Raw genomic sequence first — 17,468 nt, 5'->3', positions numbered from 1 at the left:
TTCACGACCACCAAACGCACGACCAAAACCACCACGGCCTTCGGGGCCCGGGGAGGCGTGCGCTTGTAGTCGTCGACTAAAACGCAATCTGCTCTACCGAAGCCCCGCCCATGATGGTCCGGGGCTTTTTTGTTGTCTAAATCGCAAATTCAATGGAGGACACAGTGAGTAACGATCCCGTCGTCGCGATTGTCGGCGTCACCGGTGCGGTGGGCGCCGAATTCATCGCCACCATGGACAAGCGCGGCTTTCGCGTCAGTCAGCTCAAGGCGCTGGCGAGCGCCCGCTCGGCCGGCAAGACGGTGTCGTTCCGGGGCAAGGACGTCGTCATCGAGGAATTGACCGAGCGCGCCTTCGACGGCGTCGACATCGCCCTGTTCTCCGCCGGCGGCAGCATCTCGAAGAAGTACGCGCCGATCGCGGTGAAGGCCGGCGCCGTCGTGGTCGACAATTCCTCCGCGTTCCGGATGGATCCGAACGTGCCGCTGGTGATCCCCGAGATCAACGCCAACCGCATCCGCGACCACAAGGGCATCATTGCCAACCCGAACTGCGCCGCCATCACCGCGCTGGTTCCGCTCTGGCCGATCCACCAGAAGAACCGCATCAAGCGCGTGATCATCTCGACCTACCAGGCGGCTTCCGGCGCCGGCGCGGCCGCAATGGACGAGCTCGTCGAGTCCACCCGCGCCAATCTCAACGGGCAGGTCTATACGCCCAGGGTGATGCCGCACCCCTACGCGTTCAATCTCTTCAACCACAACACCGCGGTCGACCCCGAGACCGGCTACAACGACGAAGAGACCAAGGTCATCAAGGAGACCCGCAAGATTTTTGAGGACGAGACAATCGCGATTGGCGTGACCTGTGTGCGCGTGCCGGTGCTGCGCGCCCATTGCGAGGCCATCACCTTCGAATGCGAGAAGCCGATCAGCGAGGACCAGGTCCGCGCCATCATGGCGCAAGCGCCCGGCGTGAAGATCGTCGACGACCGCGCCAAGAACTACTTCCCGATGCCGATCGACGCCTCGGGCCAGGACGACGTTCTGGTCGGCCGCATCCGCAGGGATCTCAGCGATCCTAGCGGGCATTCGATCTCGATGTTCGTGGCCGCGGACCAGTTGCTCAAGGGCGCCGCGCTGAACGCCGTGCAGATCGCGGAGCTGCTGCCGCAGCGGGTGATGGCGTAACGGAAGGTACGTAGGGTGGGTTAGCAGAAGGCGTAACCCACCTCTTTACTGTCCACGCGGATAGAGAAGTGGTGGGTTACGCTTCGCTAACCCACCCTACGGCCCTGCCCGAAACAGCAGGCACGCATCCCCGTACGAATAGAACCGGTAGCCTTCCGCGATCGCATGCGCGTACGCCTGCTTCATCGTCTCGAGCCCCGCGAACGCCGACACCAGCATGAACAGGGTCGAGCGCGGCAGGTGGAAGTTCGTCATCAGCACGTCGACGGCTCGGAAGCGATAGCCCGGCGTGATGAAGATCGACGTCTCGGCCGTAAACGGCTGAATGGTGCCGTCCTCGGCAGCGGCGCTCTCCAGCAATCGCAGTGACGTGGTGCCGACGGCGATGATGCGGCCACCGTTGCTCCGCGCCGCGTTGAGCCGCTCCGCCGTCTCGGCCGGGATCGTGCCCCACTCGGCGTGCATCTTGTGGCCTTCGGTGTCGTCCACCTTCACCGGCAGAAAGGTCCCTGCCCCGACATGCAGCGTGACACGGTTGATGCCGACGCCGCGGTCGCGCAACGCCTGCTCCAGCGCCGGGGTGAAGTGCAGGCCCGCGGTCGGCGCGGCAACGGCGCCTTCATGCGCCGCGAACATGGTCTGGTAGTCAGCAAGATCCTGATCGTCAGGCGTGCGCTTCGAGGCGATGTAGGGCGGCAGCGGCGGGCTGCCGAGATCGGCGATCGCCTGGTCCAGCGCGGGGCCATGGAACGAGAAGCCAAGCGTCACCTCGCCGTCCGCGCCCTTGGCCTCGACCTCGGCGTCGAGATGGCCGAGCAGGCAGACCTTGCCTTCATTGCCGAACCGGATGCGGTCGCCGGCGGTGAGCTTCTTCGCCGGCTTCACCAGCGCCTGCCAGCGCGAACCGTCGAGCCGCTTGATCAGCGTCGCATCGATCTTCGGCTCGGTCTCGCGGCCGATGCGGCGGCCCCTGAGTTGCGCCGCGATCACCTTGGTGTCGTTGACGACGAGCTGGTCGCCCGGATTCAGCCATTGCGGCAGGTTGGAGATGGTCTGGTCGCGCAAGGCTCCGTTCTCCACGACCAGCATTTTCGCGGAGTCGCGCGGCTGCGCCGGGCGCAACGCGATGCGCTCGGCGGGCAGATCGAAGTCGAAGAGATCGGTGCGCATTGCGCCGTTGCGCCTCACTTGGCGTCATTCCGGGGCGATGCGCAGCATCGAACCCGGAATCTCGAGATGCCGGATTGCCGCGCTTTGCGCGGCCTCCGGAATGACGTGCTTGCGGTTACTCCGCGTCCGCGGCCATCCGCGCCTTGACGATCTTGTCGGGGTTCTGCACCGGCTCGCCGCGCTTGATCTTGTCGACGTTCTCCATGCCGGAGGTCACCTTGCCCCACACCGTGTACTGGTTGTCGAGGAAGCGGGCGTCGTCGAAGACGATGAAGAACTGGCTGTCGGCCGAGTCGGGGCTCGCCGCACGCGCCATCGAGGTGACGCCGCGCACATGCGACTCCTTGTTGAACTCGGCCTTCAGCTTCTGGCCCGAGCCGCCGGTGCCGGTGCCGTGCGGGCAGCCGGTCTGCGCCATGAAGCCGTCGATCACGCGGTGGAACACGATGCCGTCGTAGAAGCCCTCGCGGACCAGCTCCTTGATGCGCGCGACATGGTTCGGCGCGAGGTCGGGCCGCATCTCGATGGTGACGGGCCCCTGCGTGGTTTCGAGGATCAGTGTGTTTTCAGTGGCGCTCATGCTCGTCTCTCTTGGGTTGGGGGTGAAGTCTTCCGGTTGCGAAACTGGATCGCGAATGGACGCCCCGCAGCGGCGCCGGCCATCGCATCGGTAAATGGCATCGGCGTGCAGCGTTGCAATGCCTCCATCACCGCGATCCGGTATTGCAGCCGGTCATCGTCGGAGGCCTCCGCGGACTCATAGGTAATCCTCGGATGGCCCAGAATGTTTCCGGCCCGGTTAAAGCTCACGACGACGGTGATGTCGATGGGGCGGGCCCTGGCGGCCGGGGGCGGCTTCCAGCAGGTGCGCAGATGCTGGAATACCTCCTGGATGGTGTTGACCCGCGCGTCCTCGGCGGCCGCGCCGGACAGGCCGAACAGCAGCGCCGCGGCAGCTACGATGAGCTTTTCGCCACGGCGCGCCATCGCCTCTCCTATTTGATGTCGGAGGCGACCTGCACCTTCACCATCTTGTCGGGATCGGTGACGGTGCCGCTGCCTGAACCGGGAGGCGCCTTCTTCAACTTGTCGACGACGTCCATGCCCTGCACGACCTCGCCGATCACGGTGTAATTGTTGTCGAGGCTGCCGCCGTCCGCGAACATGATGAAGAACTGGGAGTTGGCGGTATCAACGCTGTCGCCGCGCCGGGCCATGCCGACGATGCCACGTGCGAAATGCACCTTGGAGAATTCCTGCTTCAGGTTCGGATATTTCGAGCCGCCGGTGCCGTTGAAGTTCTGGCCGTCGCCGGTCTGCGCCATGAAGCCGTCCATCACGCGGTGGAACGGCACGTTGTTGTAGTAGCCCTCGCGCGCGAGCTGCTTGATGCGCTCGGCGTGCTGGGGCGCAAGATCGGTCCGCAGCTTGATGACGATGCGGCCCTTGGTGGTGTCGATGACGATGGCGTTGGCCTTGTCGAGGCCAGCCGGCAGGGTCTGTGCGCCCGCCGGGACCGCGCCGACGAGCGCGGCAAAGATCGTGGCAAGAATTGCGAGACGACGGATCATGAAAACTCCGGATCAGGTGAGGTGAAGCGGTGCGCCGTTATCCGGCGAATTTGGCCTTGAGCAGGCTTGCTACGAGCGGCGGCACGAACGTCGAAACATCTCCGCCCATGGCAGCGATCTGGCGCACCAGTGTGGCGGTGATCGGGCGGACCATGGGGGACGCCGGCAGGAAGACGGTGTGCACCTCCGGCGCCATGGCCTCGTTCATGCCGGCGAGCTGCATCTCGTAGTCGAGATCGGTGCCGTCGCGCAGACCGCGAATCATGATGGTCGCACCATGCTTGCGTGCGGCAGTCACGGAGAGGTCATCGAAGGTGGTGGCCTCGAGGGTGCAGCCGGCCGCCGCCGCCACCGGCCCGCACACGTCGTCGAGCATTTTCAGCCGCTCTTCGGTCGAGAACAGCGGCTTCTTGCCGGGGTGGACCCCGATCGCGATCACCAGCCTGTCACACAGGGGAACGGCATGCCGGACCACGTCCAGATGGCCGTTGGTGATGGGGTCGAAGGAACCTGGATAGAAGGCAATGCGCGGCATGGCTCCGTCCTACCGCGCCCGGCCCGGCCCGGCAAGCCGGACCGGTTCCCTGGCCGTTTCCCGCCAAATATGCCGCCGGTCCTGTCGGCGCCGGCCGATTTGTTTCGTCCCGGGAGCGGCCACGAAACAAAGGGAGCGCGAACGAAACCATTTCCCGCGTCCGCGAAGACGTCCGGAAACTGGCCATGGTTACTAATCCGGCCAACGAATGACGGGCCGCATACTGGGCGTAGCGGCCGCATCACAGGGGACCGTCAATGATCAAGACCATCTCAGCGATCGCCATCGCCGCGTGTGTTGCCGCAGCGCTCACCATTTTGCCCGGCTTTGCCCCGACCGTCGAAGCCAGCGTGCCGCAGCCGCTCGCCAAGAGCGACCGGCTCGACATCCGGACCATCGGCAAGGACTGCTCGCAGCAGGCCTGGCCGAACTTCGAGGCCTCCTGCCTGCGCCGCGCCGGCACCAAGAGCAATGTCCGCGAGGCGCGCCTGGTGACCGCCGACCGTACCCCGTAGTCGGGTCTGTCAGCTTCGCGTCATGTAACCCCCAGTATGAATCTCATGGATATTTGCGACGTCTCGTCGCAGACTGCCTGATGATCGCGCCCCACGGAATGGCCTGTCGGGCGCGAACCCATTGGGGGATTGCCGTTGTCCAGTACGCCCGCAGTCGCTTCCGGCCATCAACCTGATCCGCTGCCGATTGCCATGACCTTGGGCGCCCTCGGGGTGGTCTATGGCGATATCGGCACCAGTCCCCTCTACGCCCTCAAGGAAGCCGCCAAGGCGGCCGCCCATGGGGCCACCCTCGCTCCCGAAGCTGTCCTGGGGATTGCATCTCTCATCCTCTGGGCCTTGCTGCTGATCATCTCGCTGAAATATGCGCTTTTGATCCTGCGCGCGGACAACCGCGGCGAAGGCGGCATCGTCGCGCTGCTGGCGCTGCTGCATGCCCGCAATGCGCAACCCGGCACCTGGCGCGCGCACCTCCTGGTCGTCGGCCTCGTTGGCGCCGCCCTGCTCTATGGCGATGGCGCGATCACGCCGGCGATCTCGGTGCTCAGCGCCATCGAGGGCCTCAAGGTCGACGCGCCCTCGCTTGCGCCGGTGGTGGTGCCCATCACCGTCGCCATCCTGATCGGGCTGTTCATGATGCAGAAGCAGGGCACCGGCTTCATCGGCCGCATCTTCGGACCGGTGATGCTCGCCTGGTTCTTCGTGCTCGCCGCGCTCGGCATCCACGGCATCGTCAAGGCCCCCGCGGTGCTGGCCGCGCTCAGCCCGCTCTATGCCTTCGACTTCCTGATCCACCAGGATTTCCACGTCTCCTTCGGCATCCTGGGCGCCGCCTTCCTCGCCGTGACCGGCGGCGAGGCCATGTATGCCGACATGGGGCATTTCGGCCGTTTCCCGATCCGGCTGGCCTGGTTCGCCATCTGCCTGCCCGCGCTGGTGCTGAACTATTTTGGCCAGGCCGCGCTCCTGATCACCGATCCCTCCATGATCGAGAACCCGTTCTTCCAGCTCTGCCCCGACGCGTTGCATTACGCGCTGGTCGCTTTCTCTGCCGTGGCAACCGTCATCGCCTCGCAGGCCATCATCTCCGGCGTGTTCTCGCTGACGCAGCAGTCGATCCAGCTCGGCTTCCTGCCGCGCATGCAGATCCGCCACACCACCAGCCACGCGATCGGCCAGATCTACGTGCCGCTGGTGAACTGGCTGCTCGCGGCCGCAACGCTCGGCGCGGTCCTGAGCTTCGGCACCTCCGATGCGCTGGCCGGGGCCTATGGCATCGCGGTGTCGCTGTTGATGGCGATCACCACGCTGCTGGCCGCCCTGGTCGCGATCCAGTGGGGCTATTCGCCGTGGCTCGTGATTGCCGTGAACGGCTTCTTCTTCGTGATCGACGTGATCTTCTTCTCGGCCAATTCGATCAAGCTGTTCGAGGGCGGCTGGTTTCCGCTGCTGCTCGCAGCCCTCGTCGCCTTCCTGATGCTGACCTGGCGCGCCGGCGTGAAGCTGGTCGAGGCGGCGCGCRGAAAACTGCGCCAGCCCGAGGAGGATCTGATCGAGACTGCGGTCAATAAATGCAGCGCCCGCCTCCCCGGCACGGCGGTGTTCCTGGCATCCGCAGCGAAAGGCGTGCCGCTGGCGCTGACGCAGTTCGTCAATCACAACCACGTGCTGCATGAACGTATCGTCCTCGTCACCGTCCTGATCGAGGAATCGCCGCACATCACGGACGAGGACCGCACCGAGGTGATCGAGATCATCCCGGGCATCACCCGCGTGGTCCTGCACTACGGCTTCATGCAGAATCCGACGATCTATGACGGACTGACGCTTGCCTGCCGCCAGGGCAAGCTGCCCGGCATCGACCTCTCCGACATCACCTATTACGTCGGCCGCGAGACCATCATCCCGCGCGAGGACGTCCCGGGCATGTGGGTCTGGCGCGAAACCGTATTCGCCTTCCTCCAGCGCAACGCCGAACGCTCAGCCGCGTTCTTCGGCGTGCCGACCAAGCAGGTGGTGGAGTTCGGGACGGAGCTGGAGATCTAGCGAGCCAAACCGTCCTGCTTACTTCTGCGGCGCCGGCACCCGTCGGACCGCCCAGCCGTCGTTGAAGCGTACCAGAATCGCGTCGCAGTCGTTGTCGGGACACTTCAGTTCGGTGTCGGCCGGGAATACGCGCAGAGCCACATGGTCGTTGTCGATCCAGCGTTGATGGCGCCACTCGACAAGTCCATCCTGCGACTCGCGCTGCCATTGGAGCACAAGCACGTCGCCCAGGGTTGAGCCGACTGCGAGGTCATATTCACCGCCGTGCGCATAGTCATTGTCGATAACGACAAAGCGCGATCCGTCATCCGAAAAAAACGGCACTCCAGAGAGACGCAAGGTTTTCCCCGTGCGGGCGCTCACCAGTTCGACGCCGCTACCCTCGTAATACCGGATGGCGATCGAATAGACGTGGGCCACAGGATGGTAGCCGACAAGCCAATATTGGATGCAATGCTGCGCGTCGTCGATCTCACATGCCTTGATGTCTGTTCGATAGACCTTGGACGTGCCGTTCTCGAGTTGCAGCGACAGCACGTCGCCCTTGCGGCTCGCAAGCTTTCCGAGGTCGCGCAGGCAAACAGCCTCCCGCGCGTCGAGCTTCGTGTCCTCGATATTGGCACGGCAAGTCCCGGCCGCAGCATTGGAGGCTGTCTGAGCTGCGGTCTGCCCAGCGCACAGAGCCGCGAGCCAGCCAACGAAAATAAGGATGGCGATAACGCGCACGTTCCCGGCGTGTCCATGTTTGTAATGGATGCGATCGATTGCCGGACACTACTCAAAGTTACAATTGAGGACAACTCTCTCGGCGAGCTGCACCTCAATGTAACTGCAATGTCGACGTTGCTGCGTCGGCAACTGCCCGCGACCGGGCAGCGGATCAGCTGGCCCTTGTCGGTGACCAGCATGATCTGGCCGGCACCTCCACCGGGGCGGTTCTGCCTTCAATGCGGCGGCAAGGGCTTCATTCCGGCCTTGGTGATCACGGCTGCAACATCTGCGGAGGACAGGAAGTGCAGCAGGGCAATCGCGGCGTCGGGCTGTTGCGAATTCTTGGGCAGGGCACCGACATACAGGGTCGGCGGCTGAACCTCAGACGGCACCGTGCCCACGAAATCGATCCCCGGCACGTGGATCAGCTCCGGGACTTGCTGGAAACCTATGTCCGCCTCTCCGCGGGCGACGACGGCAGCGACGGGCTCACCTGAGGGAGGACCGCGTACCTTGCGAGTCTTGCCGGCGATCTCGTCGGCGACACCGAGCTTCTTGAAGCCGACTGTCGACAGATAGGTGCCGCTGGAGCTGTCCGAATAGGCGATCGACTTGGCCGCGAGCAACGTCTTGCGCAGCGAATCCACCGTGCTGATGTCGGGCTTGGGTTGCCCGGCACGAACCACCATGCCGATGAACGATTCCGCAAGCGGCATCCGGCTGCCGGGTCGCGTCAAATTCCGCTGGTCCAGGAGATCGACGCCGACGCCGTCCATGATCACCACGTCGGCCTCCTCGCCGCGGGACAGACGCGTCGGTATCGCTTCCGGTGAATCGCCGATCGAAGGCCCGCGCGTGGTGACGAGCTTGTGCCCCGTCGACTTCTCGAATGCAGGACCGAGCTCCTCGTACACGGCAAAGAACCCGGCCGAGATCATCACCTTGACATCAGCAGCCGCTGCCCCCGTCGCCAAAGTGACGGTGACCAGGACAGCAAACAGGCAAGCAATGCATCGCGGCATGGCACGTCCCCCCAATACTAGCCTCGGCCGCGCCTAATGCGCACCATTCCCGTTCTCGCCGTTGCCGCTCTCGGCCTCTTCCGTGATGTGCTCGACCGAGACGACGTGCTCGTCCTCGGCGGTGTCGAACACGATCACGCCCTGGGTCGAGCGGCCGGCGATGCGGATGCCCTCGACCGGGCAGCGGATCAACTGGCCCTTGTCGGTGACCAGCATGATTTGATCAGCATCCTCCACCGGGAAGGACGCGACCAGGTTGCCGTTGCGGTTGTTGACGCTCATGGCGACGATGCCTTTGCCGCCGCGCCCCGTCGTGCGGTACTCGTAGGACGAGGTCCGCTTGCCATAGCCGTTGACGGAGACGGTGAGCACGACCTGCTCGGCCGCCGACATCTCGACATAGCGCTCCGGCGGAAGCTGGAAGCTGCCGGAGGTCTCCTCGGCCTCGGCGTCAGCTGCCGGCTCCTCGGCCGCGGCTTCGCCGGCGACCGCGCGGCGCATCTTCAGGTACGCCGAACGTTCGTCCGAAGAGGTCTCGACATGGCGCAGGATCGCCAGCGAGATCACCTTGTCGCCCTCGCCAAGCGCAATGCCGCGCACGCCCATCGAGGTGCGCCCGGTGAACACGCGCACGTCGGTGACGGGGAAGCGGATGCACTGGCCGCCCGCGCCGGTCAGCAGCACGTCGTCGCGCTCGGTGCAGATCTGCACGTCGACGATCGCTTCATTCTCGTCGAGCTTCATGGCGATGATGCCGGAGCGGCGGACGTCGACGAAGTCGGACAGCTTGTTGCGCCGGACATTGCCGCCTGTCGTGGCGAACATCACGTCGAGGTTGCCCCAGGTGGATTCGTCCTCCGGCAGCGGCATGATGGTGGTGATGCGCTCGCCCTGCTCCAGCGGCAGGATGTTGATCAGCGCCTTGCCGCGCGCGTTCGGCGCTGCCATCGGCAGCCGCCAGACCTTCTCCTTGTAGACCTGGCCGCGCGAGGAGAAGAACAGAACCGGCGTGTGCGTGGAGGCCACGAACAGGCGGCTGACAAAGTCCTCGTCGCGGGTCTGCATGCCGGCGCGGCCCTTGCCGCCGCGGCGCTGCGCCCGGTAGGCCGACAGCGGCACGCGCTTGACGTAGCCGGCGTGCGACACGGTGACGACCATGTCCTCGCGCTGGATCAGGTCCTCGTCCTCGACCTCGCCTTCCTGCTCGATGATCACGGTGCGGCGTGGGGTCGCGAACTCGGCCCTCACCTCGGCGAGCTCGGTCTTGACGATGTCGAGCACGCGGGCACGCGAACGCAGGATGTCGAGATAATCGGCAATTTCGCCGGCGAGCGTGTCGAGCTCTTCGCGGATCTCGTCACGACCGAGTGCTGTGAGGCGCTGCAAACGCAGATCGAGAATGGCCCTGGCCTGCTCCATCGACAGCCGGATGGTGCCGTCCTCGCTGATGCGGTGGCGCGGGTCATCGATCAGGGTCAGCATGTCCTCGACGTCCCGGGCCGGCCAGTCGCGCGACATCAGGGTGTCGCGCGCCGCGGTCGGATCCGGTGAGGTGCGGATGACGCGAATCATTTCGTCGATGTTGGCCACCGCGATCGCCAGGCCGACCAAGATATGCGCGCGGTCGCGCGCCTTGCTCAGCAGGAACTTGGTGCGCCGCGTGACGACCCGCTCACGGAAGTCGACGAAGATGGCGAGCAGGTCTTTCAGAGTCATGATCCGCGGCCGACCGCTGTCGAGCGCCACCATGTTGACGCCGAAGCTCGTCTGCAGCGGCGTGAATCTGTAGAGCTGGTTCAGCACCACGTCGGGCACGGCGTCGCGCTTCAATTCGACGACGACGCGGAAGCCGTCGCGGTCGGATTCGTCGCGCAGGTCGGCGATGCCCTCGATCTTCTTTTCCTTGACCAGTTCGGCGATGCGCTCGACCATCGTCGCCTTGTTCACCTGATACGGGATCTCGGTGATGATGAGCGCCTCGCGCTCCTTGCGAATGGTGTCGATGGTGACCTTGCCGCGCATCACGACCGAGCCACGGCCCAGGTGGTAGCCGGCGCGGATGCCCGCCCGCCCGAGAATGATGCCGCCGGTTGGAAAGTCCGGTCCGGGAACGATGTTGATCAGCTCGTCGATGGTGAGCGCGGGATTGTCGATCAGCGCCACGCAGGCATCGATGACCTCGCCGAGATTGTGCGGCGGAATGTTCGTGGCCATGCCGACTGCGATGCCGCCGGCGCCGTTGACCAGAAGGTTCGGGAACTTGGCCGGAAGAACCGAGGGCTCGGTCTCGTTGTTGTCGTAGTTCGGCTGGAAGTCGACGGTGTCCTTGTCGATATCGGCCAGCAGGGCCAGCGCCGACTTGGTCAGTCGCGCTTCGGTGTAACGATAGGCGGCAGGCGGATCGCCGTCGACCGAGCCGAAATTGCCCTGACCGTCGATCAGCGGCACGCGCATCGAGAAGTCCTGCGCCATGCGGACCATGGCGTCGTAAATCGACTGGTCGCCGTGCGGATGATACTTACCGATGACGTCGCCGACCACGCGGGCGGACTTGACGTATTTCTTGTCGGGCGTGTGGCCCTGCTCGTGCATCGAGTACAGGATGCGGCGGTGCACCGGCTTCAAGCCGTCGCGGGCATCAGGCAACGCACGCGCCACGATCACGCTCATGGCGTAATCGAGATAGGACTTCTTCATCTCGTCGAGGATGGAGACGGGGCGAATGTCCGAGGGTTGCGCCGGCTGGTCGCCGGGCTTGTTGTCGTCGTCAGCCAAAGGGGAATCCGGTGAGTTTTTATCTGGGAATCATATAGCGCATCGAAGCCCTCATAACCACCCTTGCGAGGTTCAGGGAAGCGCTTTTTCCGACTGTTTTTCCAGAGACTTACGCGCTCCGCGGCACCGCCTTTGACGGGGCCGGAACGAGCCGGGCGGAACCGCCTCTTACGCCCCGAAAATCACCCGGTTCATGATCCGCCCGGGCAGCAGCGTGAACAGGCCCGCGATCACCAGCGCGCCGACGAAGGTCATGATCATGATGCGCCGGTGATCGGCGACGCGGTGGGTGTGCGCCCGCCAAACCGCGAGCGGCAGCATCACCAGTGTGAAGATCGAGAGCAGATGGATCGGACTGAATGGCCCGACCAGGCGGATCTGGTGGATCCAGAACGACGATGCGGCCACGGCCGCCATCAGCACCACCCAGATCCAGCCGATCGTCCGATGCGGCAGCGTGCCCTTGGGAGCTGCAAACTGGACGAGACCGAGCACGAAGGCGGCCATGGCGGCGAAGGCATGCAGCGGAATGGCCGGGGCGGCCTCAAGCAGCGGTGCAAAGCTCATGCGGGGCTTCCTCCGATCGACAGCCAGTCCATGTGAATAGGATTAACATTAAGTTAATACCATTCACATCGCAGCCCGTCAAAGACTTGAGGCAGCACATGAGGCAAGCCCGGAAAACCGAGCTTGACCCGTCAATTGGTAAGAAATCCTGCCGCTCTACGCCAGCCCGTAACTCTGATGGGTGAAGCGCCCCTTTTGGCCAACGCCAGGACGGGATTCCGCCAGCCACCAAAAGGCGTGTATCTAGAACCAGATCGATCGGGCTTTCCCGGTCCCTCCCCTGGAGTGGTCAAAGTGACCAACGTCCTGTTCGTCTGCAGCGCCAATCGCCTCCGCAGCCCGACCGCTGAACAAGTCTTTTCGACTTGGCCAGGCGTCGAGACCGACTCTGCGGGCATCTCGAACGACGCGGCCGTGTCGTTGTCGTCCGAGCAGGTCGAATGGGCCGACATCATCTTCGTCATGGAGAAGACCCACCGTAACAAGCTGAACCGGAAATTCCGCTCCAGCCTGAACAACAAGCGGGTCATCTGCCTCGACATTCCGGACGACTATGAATTCATGGATCCCATCTTGATCCGGATACTTGAAAGCCGCGCCGGCCGTTTCCTCTCACGACCAGCACCGGCTATTCCCAAGCCTTAGAACGGCAAGCCTCAGAACGGGATGTCGTCGTCCATGTCGCTGTTGCGGCCACCGCCGCCGGCGGCCACCGGACGGCGCGGCGCGCTGCTGACCGGACCGCTGGAGCCGAAGTCGCCGCCCGGCTCCTCGCCGAAGCTGCCGCCGCCCCCGCCGCCACGGCCATCGAGCATCGTGAGGGTCGAGTTGAAGCCCTGAAGCACGACCTCGGTGGAGTACTTCTCCACGCCGCTCTGATCGGTCCATTTGCGGGTCTGGAGCGCGCCCTCGATGTAAACCTTGGCGCCCTTCTTCAGGTACTGCTCGGCGACCTTGCAGAGGCCTTCATTGAAGATCACGACGCGATGCCACTCGGTCTTTTCCTTGCGCTCGCCGCTGTTCTTGTCGCGCCAGGTCTCCGAGGTCGCGATGCTCAAATTCGCGATCGGCCGCCCGTCCTGGGTGCGCCGGATTTCCGGATCCTTCCCGAGATTTCCAACCAGAATGACCTTGTTGACGCTTCCCGCCATCGCCGCTCTCCATTCCAAATGCCACTGAATTTCAAAAGGCCGGGCCCGCGCGCCCGCGGTCCTCTGCCACCCTGTTGGCGACCCTATACGCTTGCGAGGGCCGGTCAGCCCGTCACCCCTCAGGTTATCCCCATATATAGCATCGGCCTGAAGCTTGTTCCAGATTTGTTCTTGCGAAACTGGCGGTCGCGGTGCAGGCCAGACGGCGTCAATGTGCAGCGACAATGCAAGGCACCGGATGGAACCTTTTCAGGTTCCCGCGAACGACAAAAACCACTTAACATTCATCAAGTTAGAGGCGCTGCCGTTGCGTCGCGAGTGTGGTATTTCGGAGACGGACTCTGCCACTTGATTGGGCTACGGTTGCCTCGGAATTAAGTTCATATGGGCGTCGCGCCTTGATTAGCCGCTTCGGGGACCTCCAGGAGGCGGTTGTAACTGGGGAGACTGCAATGAATAAGATTTTGATCGGCGCAATCGGTGCAGTGACATTGAGCCTCTCGGCTCCCGCGAGCGCGGCGGATATGGCCGCGCGTCCCTACACCAAGGCTCCGCCGCCGATGGTCGCCACCATCTACGACTGGAGCGGTTTCTACATCGGCATCAACGGCGGCGGCGGCACGAGCCACAAGTGCTGGGACTTCGATCTGGGCGGCGGCGTGCTGGTCGGCGAGGGCTGCCACAACGCGACCGGCGGCACGGTCGGTGGCCAGGTCGGCTATCGCTGGCAGTCGGCCAACTGGGTGTTCGGCCTTGAAGGCCAGGGCAACTGGGCCGACTTCTCCGGTGACAACATCAGCGCGGTGACCGGCCTACGCGATCGTTCAAAGATCAACGCCTTCGGTTTGTTCACTGGCCAGATCGGCTACGCCTGGAACAACGTGTTGCTCTATGTGAAGGGCGGCGGCGCTGTCGTCGGCGACCGCTATCGGAGCTACGATGTCGTCACCGGCCTCGAATTCGACCGGGCCAACGAAACCCGTTGGGGTGGCACCGTGGGCGCCGGCGTCGAGTTCGGGTTTGCGCCGAACTGGACGGTGGGCTTCGAGTACGATCACATCTTCCTCGGCAACCGCACCATCAACTTCACCGGCTCCGGCAACTTCGTCGCCGCGCCGCTCGGCGCTCTCACACGGTCTGAGCGAATCAGCCAGGACGTCGATATCGGCCTCGTCCGCGTGAACTATCGCTGGGGCGGCCCGGCGATCGCGCGGTACTGATATCGCTCTGATATCACTCAGGATAAAAGGCCGGCCTCGCGCCGGCCTTTTTGCTGCGCACAGCCGGTTGCTGCGCACGGCCGGAACAATAGGTCAGCCACCGCGACATTTCCAATCTGCTGTGTCTTTTCGGGTACACAACTTGCGGCTTCACTGGTGTAAGCACGACGTCAGTTGGACCAGAGCGTCCGATGCCCTTCTCGATCGTGGAAGGCACAAACAGAAACTGGGACTGGGATTAAGTTGAAAATGAAGAAAGTTTTGTTGGCTTCGGCCTGTTTGTTCGCACTCGCCGCTCCGGCCTCGGCCGCCGATCTTGCTGCGCGCCCCTACACCAAGGCTCCGGTGGCTGTGGCCTCGGTCTACAACTGGACCGGCTTCTACCTCGGTATCGTCGGTGGCGGCGCTTGGGAAAACGGCTCGGGCGACCCGAAGATGAAGGGTGGCTTCGTCGGCGGCACCGCCGGCTACAACTGGCAGACCGGCAACGTCGTGTTCGGCATCGAGGCCGACGGCAGCTGGGCTGACGTCAGCGCTTCGGTCACCGGCGCCACCGTTGTCCCCGGCTTCGGCGTTGTAACCGCGACCGCGAGCTCGAAGACCGATGCAATGGGCACCGTGCGCGGCCGCATCGGCTACGCCGTCAACCAGGTCCTGTTCTACGGCACCGGCGGCTACGCCTGGATCGACAACAAGATCACCCTCTCTGCGCTCGGCGTGTCCGCGTCGGACAGCAAGTGGCACTCCGGCTGGACCGTCGGCGCGGGCGTCGAGGCGTTCTTCGCTCCGCAGTGGTCGGTCAAGGGCGAGTATCTCTATCGCAGCCTTGGCGGCGAGACCTACTTCTCCGGCGCTCTCCCCACCGGCACGCTCAACTTCCACACCGTGCAGGTCGGCGTGAACTATCACTTCGGGGGCCCGGTGGTCGCGAAGTACTGAGCTTCGCCTCCAACGCACTGCGTTACGAAAGGCCGGCCTTGCGCCGGCCTTTTTGTTTTCGCGCGTGCAGATCCAGGCGAACCGCTTCCCGGCGTTTTCGTGGGAGCTGTGGCACCCCGGTGACACAACCTTTGGCTTCAATGGTGTAAGGCAATGACATCAGTTGGGTCATTGGGTCCACTGCTCTTCCGCCGTGCGGAAGGCGACCAAAAGAAACGGAACTGGGGAATCGAAATGAAGAAGGTTTTGCTGGCCTCGGCCAGTCTGTTCGCACTCAGCGCGTTGGCTCCCGCCTCGGCGGCCGATCTGGCGGCCCGCCCCTACACCAAGGCGCCCGTTGCTGTGGCCTCGATCTACAACTGGTCGGGCTTCTATATCGGCATCAACGGCGGCGGCGCCTCGAGCCGCAATTGCTGGGATCTCAACACGGTCCTCGGCGTCGCAATTCCAGTCACGGCTGAGGGCTGCCACAATGCGACCGGCGGCCTCGTCGGTGGCCAGGTCGGTTATCGCTGGCAGTCGGCCAACTGGGTGTTCGGCCTTGAAGCCCAGGGCGACTGGGCCAATCTGAAGGGCTCGAATACGAGTTCGCCGGCAGCGCTCGCGCCGCTGGTCAACCAGACCAAGATCGATGCGCTTGGCCTGTTCACCGGCCAGGTCGGCTATGCCTGGAACAACGTGCTCTGGTACGTGAAGGGCGGCGCCGCCGTCACCCACGCCAAGTACGACGGCCTGTTCGGCGGCGTGGTCATCGACAGCGCCAGCGAGACGCGTTGGGGTGGCGCGGTCGGCACCGGCATCGAGTTCGGCTTCGCGCCGAACTGGTCCGTGGCGATCGAATACGACCATCTGTTCATGGGCAGCCGCAACAACTCGTTCACGGTTCTCGGCGTCAACGACCGCATCGACCGTATCAAGCAGGACGTCGACATGGGCACCGTCCGCGTCAACTATACCTTCGGCGGCCCCGTCGTCGCGAGGTACTGAGCTTCGCTTCCAACGCCATCGCGTTACGAAAGGCCGGCCTCGCGCCGGCCTTTTTGTTTTCGCGCGAGCGTGCACCCAACCGTCTTGGAGTCGTGAGGCGCGCAAGGCGTCCGCGAATGGCTTCGGCGAGTTGAGGACGTAACATGAAGACGTGGATGCTGACCGCGGTCAGCCTGTTCGCATTCGGCGCGGTCGCGCCGGCCGGTGCCGCCGATCTCCCCCTCTACCCCAAGGCGCCGGTGGCGCCCGTCCTCGGCTATGACTGGAGCGGCGTCTATGTCGGCATCAATGGCGGCGGCGGCTGGGCCCATGCCTGCTGGGGCGTGACAAATGCACTTGGCGTCGCCGTCGATCCAGCCGTCGGCGAAGGCTGCCACAATGCAGGCGGCGGCACGGTCGGCGGTCAGGTCGGCTATCGCTGGCAGAGGGGTCGCTGGGTTCTCGGCGTCGAGGGCCAGGGCAACTGGGCCGACTTCAAGGGCAGCAATGTCAGCGTGGCGCTGGCGCCGCTGACCAACCAGACCAAGATCGACAGCTTCGGTCTCTTCACCGGCCAGATGGGCTACGCCGTGAACAGCCTGCTGTTCTACGGCAAGGCCGGCGCGGCCGTCGCCCACGACAAATACGACACGTTCTTTCCGGGCGCGCCCGCCGCCTTCGCGTTCAACAGCGTCAACCAGACGCGCTGGGGCTACACTGTCGGCATCGGCGTCGAATACGGCTTCGCCGAGAACTGGTCGGTCGGCGGCGAATACAACCATGTGTTCCTGGGCCATCACAACGCCGAATTCGCCACCCTGGCCGGCGGCCTGCTCCCGCGCAGCGACCGGATCGGCCAGGACATCGACGTCGGCCTGATCCGCGTCAATTACCGCTGGGGCGGCCCGGTCGTCGTCAAATACTGACCCCCCAAATACTGCCCCCCAAATACTGACCCCCAAGGACTCCTCCAAGGTCCTGCTCAAGCGCGGATGATGCGATCCGCAGCCAAATGCGAACGAAGGGCCGGCCTCGTGCCGGCCCTTCGTCTGTTCCGGATCGCAGCTGCTACTGCCAGATGCCGCCAGCG

At 64.3% G+C, this 17,468-nt stretch carries 19 protein-coding genes; 8 read left to right on the top strand and 11 right to left on the bottom strand.

The window, feature by feature from the left end; all coding sequences use genetic code 11:
• The first annotated feature begins 152 nt into the window (after positions 1 to 152).
• A complete protein-coding gene (locus ACXJMY_RS08615) occupies positions 153 to 1,190 on the top strand; it encodes an aspartate-semialdehyde dehydrogenase (RefSeq protein WP_456618892.1) in 1,038 nt (345 codons plus the stop codon).
• A gap of 96 nt (positions 1,191 to 1,286) precedes the next feature.
• On the opposite strand, the gene queA is transcribed toward ACXJMY_RS08615, so the two are convergent.
• The 5 genes from queA to coaD all read right to left on the bottom strand — a co-directional run bounded on the left by queA (position 1,287) and on the right by coaD (position 4,466).
• On the bottom strand, positions 1,287 to 2,360 hold the full coding sequence (queA, locus tag ACXJMY_RS08610; RefSeq protein WP_456618891.1) for a tRNA preQ1(34) S-adenosylmethionine ribosyltransferase-isomerase QueA: 1,074 nt from the start codon (positions 2,358 to 2,360) through the stop codon (positions 1,287 to 1,289).
• 115 nt (positions 2,361 to 2,475) lie between these two features.
• A complete protein-coding gene (locus ACXJMY_RS08605; protein WP_456618890.1) occupies positions 2,476 to 2,940 on the bottom strand; it encodes a peptidylprolyl isomerase in 465 nt (154 codons plus the stop codon).
• The gene (locus tag ACXJMY_RS08600) at positions 2,937 to 3,347 is read right to left on the bottom strand and encodes a hypothetical protein (protein WP_456618889.1); all 411 of its coding nucleotides are present in this window, start codon (positions 3,345 to 3,347) and stop codon (positions 2,937 to 2,939) included. The genes ACXJMY_RS08605 and ACXJMY_RS08600 overlap by 4 nt, the downstream gene beginning before the upstream one ends.
• A gap of 8 nt (positions 3,348 to 3,355) precedes the next feature.
• Positions 3,356 to 3,931, bottom strand: a complete 576-nt coding sequence (locus tag ACXJMY_RS08595) for a peptidylprolyl isomerase (RefSeq protein ID WP_456618888.1) — start codon at positions 3,929 to 3,931, stop codon at positions 3,356 to 3,358.
• A gap of 37 nt (positions 3,932 to 3,968) precedes the next feature.
• A complete protein-coding gene (gene coaD / locus ACXJMY_RS08590; RefSeq protein ID WP_456618887.1) occupies positions 3,969 to 4,466 on the bottom strand; it encodes a pantetheine-phosphate adenylyltransferase in 498 nt (165 codons plus the stop codon).
• Between the two features lie 257 nt (positions 4,467 to 4,723).
• On the opposite strand from coaD, the gene ACXJMY_RS08585 reads away from it, so the two are divergent.
• Together ACXJMY_RS08585 and ACXJMY_RS08580 are read left to right on the top strand one after the other, a co-directional pair.
• Complete coding sequence (locus tag ACXJMY_RS08585) at positions 4,724 to 4,981, top strand: hypothetical protein (RefSeq protein ID WP_456618886.1); 258 nt, start codon at positions 4,724 to 4,726, stop codon at positions 4,979 to 4,981.
• Between the two features lie 192 nt (positions 4,982 to 5,173).
• Positions 5,174 to 7,027 (top strand): potassium transporter Kup, encoded by a 1,854-nt coding sequence (locus tag ACXJMY_RS08580; protein WP_456618885.1) that lies wholly within the window; start codon positions 5,174 to 5,176, stop codon positions 7,025 to 7,027.
• Between the two features lie 18 nt (positions 7,028 to 7,045).
• Here ACXJMY_RS08580 and ACXJMY_RS08575 read toward each other — a convergent pair whose 3' ends face one another.
• From ACXJMY_RS08575 to ACXJMY_RS08560, 4 genes are all read right to left on the bottom strand, one after another.
• Positions 7,046 to 7,753, bottom strand: coding sequence for a hypothetical protein (locus tag ACXJMY_RS08575; RefSeq protein WP_456618884.1), 708 nt, complete (start codon positions 7,751 to 7,753; stop codon positions 7,046 to 7,048).
• Positions 7,754 to 7,971: 218 nt separating this feature from the next.
• Positions 7,972 to 8,760 carry a substrate-binding domain-containing protein gene (locus ACXJMY_RS08570; RefSeq protein ID WP_456618883.1) on the bottom strand — a complete coding sequence of 263 codons (789 nt, stop codon included), beginning with the start codon at positions 8,758 to 8,760 and terminating at the stop codon, positions 7,972 to 7,974.
• Between the two features lie 33 nt (positions 8,761 to 8,793).
• Positions 8,794 to 11,535: a DNA gyrase subunit A gene (gene gyrA / locus ACXJMY_RS08565; protein WP_456618882.1), complete on the bottom strand. Its 2,742-nt coding sequence runs from the start codon at positions 11,533 to 11,535 to the stop codon at positions 8,794 to 8,796.
• A 168-nt stretch (positions 11,536 to 11,703) separates the two neighbouring features.
• A complete protein-coding gene (locus tag ACXJMY_RS08560) occupies positions 11,704 to 12,102 on the bottom strand; it encodes a DUF2306 domain-containing protein (RefSeq protein ID WP_456618881.1) in 399 nt (132 codons plus the stop codon).
• Positions 12,103 to 12,396: 294 nt separating this feature from the next.
• On the opposite strand from ACXJMY_RS08560, the gene ACXJMY_RS08555 reads away from it, so the two are divergent.
• Entirely contained in the window at positions 12,397 to 12,747 is a 351-nt protein-coding gene (locus ACXJMY_RS08555; RefSeq protein ID WP_456618880.1) for a low molecular weight protein tyrosine phosphatase family protein, read from the top strand.
• 11 nt (positions 12,748 to 12,758) lie between these two features.
• Here ACXJMY_RS08555 and ACXJMY_RS08550 read toward each other — a convergent pair whose 3' ends face one another.
• On the bottom strand, positions 12,759 to 13,253 hold the full coding sequence (locus tag ACXJMY_RS08550) for a single-stranded DNA-binding protein (RefSeq protein ID WP_456618879.1): 495 nt from the start codon (positions 13,251 to 13,253) through the stop codon (positions 12,759 to 12,761).
• A gap of 452 nt (positions 13,254 to 13,705) precedes the next feature.
• On the opposite strand from ACXJMY_RS08550, the gene ACXJMY_RS08545 reads away from it, so the two are divergent.
• Both ACXJMY_RS08545 and ACXJMY_RS08540 read left to right on the top strand, forming a co-directional pair.
• Positions 13,706 to 14,473, top strand: coding sequence for an outer membrane protein (locus ACXJMY_RS08545; protein WP_456618878.1), 768 nt, complete (start codon positions 13,706 to 13,708; stop codon positions 14,471 to 14,473).
• Between the two features lie 249 nt (positions 14,474 to 14,722).
• A complete protein-coding gene (locus ACXJMY_RS08540) occupies positions 14,723 to 15,412 on the top strand; it encodes an outer membrane protein (RefSeq protein ID WP_456618877.1) in 690 nt (229 codons plus the stop codon).
• Positions 15,413 to 15,434: 22 nt separating this feature from the next.
• On the opposite strand, the gene ACXJMY_RS08535 is transcribed toward ACXJMY_RS08540, so the two are convergent.
• Positions 15,435 to 15,584, bottom strand: coding sequence for a hypothetical protein (locus ACXJMY_RS08535; protein WP_456618876.1), 150 nt, complete (start codon positions 15,582 to 15,584; stop codon positions 15,435 to 15,437).
• A 62-nt stretch (positions 15,585 to 15,646) separates the two neighbouring features.
• On the opposite strand from ACXJMY_RS08535, the gene ACXJMY_RS08530 reads away from it, so the two are divergent.
• Both ACXJMY_RS08530 and ACXJMY_RS08525 read left to right on the top strand, forming a co-directional pair.
• The gene (locus tag ACXJMY_RS08530; RefSeq protein WP_456618875.1) at positions 15,647 to 16,399 is read left to right on the top strand and encodes an outer membrane protein; all 753 of its coding nucleotides are present in this window, start codon (positions 15,647 to 15,649) and stop codon (positions 16,397 to 16,399) included.
• A 143-nt stretch (positions 16,400 to 16,542) separates the two neighbouring features.
• Positions 16,543 to 17,304 carry an outer membrane protein gene (locus ACXJMY_RS08525; protein ID WP_456618874.1) on the top strand — a complete coding sequence of 254 codons (762 nt, stop codon included), beginning with the start codon at positions 16,543 to 16,545 and terminating at the stop codon, positions 17,302 to 17,304.
• Positions 17,305 to 17,468 lie beyond the last annotated feature (164 nt).

Source organism: Bradyrhizobium sp. P5_C12 (assembly GCF_054049735.1).
The sequence above is the reverse complement of the archived record's forward strand: the minus strand, read 5'-3'. Positions and strand labels throughout refer to the sequence as shown.